Here is a 1,812-nt window from a genome sequence, read left to right as displayed (position 1 = left end):
CGACGTCGCGCCGCCCGCCGTGACCGCGCTGCCCGCCGTGGTGGACGCGGTCGCCGGGCGGGTCCCGGTGCTGGTGGACGGCGGGGTGCGGCGCGGGTCGGACGTGGCCGTGGCGCTGGCGCTGGGCGCGTCCGCCGTGGGCGTGGGCAGGCCGGTGGTGTGGGGGCTCGCGGCGGACGGCGAGGCCGGGGTGCGGCGGGTGCTGGAGGTGCTGCGCGACGAGTACGACCACGCGCTGGCGCTGTGCGGCGGGCGCTCGAACGCCGACCTGACCCGCGACCTGGTGGTGGACGTGGCCGCGCCGTGGACCGCGCGGTGAGGGCGTCGACGGCGCTGGGCGCGCTGGCCGCCGCCGCGGCGCTGACCGCGCCGCGCTGGTTGCCGCCGCGCGTGGTGGCCCTGCGGGTCAAGGTGTTCGAGAGGGTCAACGGGGACCGGGTGCTCACCCTGCCCGCCGTGCGGCCCGGTCCCGAGGTGTTCGAGCGGGTCTACGCCGACCCGGCGGCGGACGGCCGCAGCCGGGGCGCGGGCCTGTCCGACCGGTTCTGGTCCTGGCTGGCCCCCGGCCCCGAGGTGCACCAGGAGCACCTGGAACCCGGACCGCGCTACGAGGAGGTCGCCCGGTTCACCCGCGCGATGGTCTCCGGCCCGTCCGGGCCGCTGGCCGAGGCCGCCACCCGCGCGACGGCCGCCGCGCTGGACGCCCTGCCGGGCGACCGGGTGAGCCTGGTGCGGTTGCGCGACCTGATGATGCCGGTGTGGGCGGAGTACTTCTACGGCCTGGTGTTCGGCGAGCCGTGCCCGCCGCGCGCCCGCGACCTGATCGTCGAGCACGCGGACGACGTGGTCACCGCGCTCAAGTGCACCGGGCTGCGGCACATGCGGCGCAGGGCCCGGCTGACCCGCTACCTGCGGCGGCGCGTCGCGGCCGGTGACGTGGTGCGCCCGCTGCCCGACTCGCTCGGGCCCGAGGAGAAGGTGCACTTCCTGCAGGGCACGTTCTTCAACACGGCCGTGGTGCAGATGTCCGAGGGCATGGCGCACCTGCTGCTGGCCATCGCGCGGCGCCCCGAGGTGCAGGCCAGGCTGGTCGCCGACCCGGACGACGACCGGTACCTCGGGCACGTGCTGGACGAGGTGCTGCGGCTGTACCCGCTGTTCGGCATCGCGCACCGGATCACCAGCGGCGAGGTGCGGCTGGGCCCTGGCGAGGTGCTGCCCGCCGGGTCGGTGGTGTGCTTCAGCTACCCGGAGTACCACGCGACCGGCTACGAGCGGCCGGACGAGTTCGTCCCGGAGCGCTGGGAGTCGCTGTCGGCGCGCGAGGCCCACCACATCCCGTTCGGCGTGGCGGCGAACCGGCCGTGCCCGGCGTGGCGGCTCGCGCCGCTGGCGATGAAGGCCGCGACCCGCGAGGTGCTGCGCCGCTACCGCCTTCAGTCCCCGGTCTCCCACACCCGCTCCATCCCGCACCGCGCCCCGTGCCTGCTGATCCCGCGCGACGCCCCGGAGCGGCCGGGGCGGGTGGCGGCGCTGCGCGGGTTCCTGCGGGTGCGGGACCGGTGGGAGGACGTGGCGCGCAGCCTGGTGCAGCTGGTGCTGGGCACGGTGATGGTCCTGGACGCGCGGCGACGGCGGCTGGCGGGCCGGTACTTCGACGCGCTGGACGCGGCGGGGGCGGACCCCGGTGGCCCGGCCGCTGCCGGCGCGGGCGCTCCCCCTCGGACCGGCTCCCCCGCCCCGGCCCCCAGCCCAGCGCCCCGCCCCCGGTCGCGCCCCGGCCGCCGCAGCCCCCCCCGGCCGCACCCCCCG

General features: G+C 78.1%; 2 protein-coding genes. Both read left to right on the top strand.

What is annotated here, in order from left to right; translation table 11 throughout:
- On the top strand, window positions 1-319 hold a 319-nt coding region (locus ACTUAL_RS10045), incomplete at its 5' end, for an alpha-hydroxy-acid oxidizing protein (RefSeq protein ID WP_440900077.1).
- The coding region (locus ACTUAL_RS10040; protein WP_440900076.1) for a cytochrome P450 at window positions 316-1,812 on the top strand (1,497 nt) is incomplete at its 3' end. The genes ACTUAL_RS10045 and ACTUAL_RS10040, both read left to right, overlap by 4 nt.

This window comes from Actinosynnema sp. (assembly GCF_052038725.1).
Note: the sequence above shows the minus strand (reverse complement) of the source record. Positions and strands in the feature narration are given on the sequence as shown.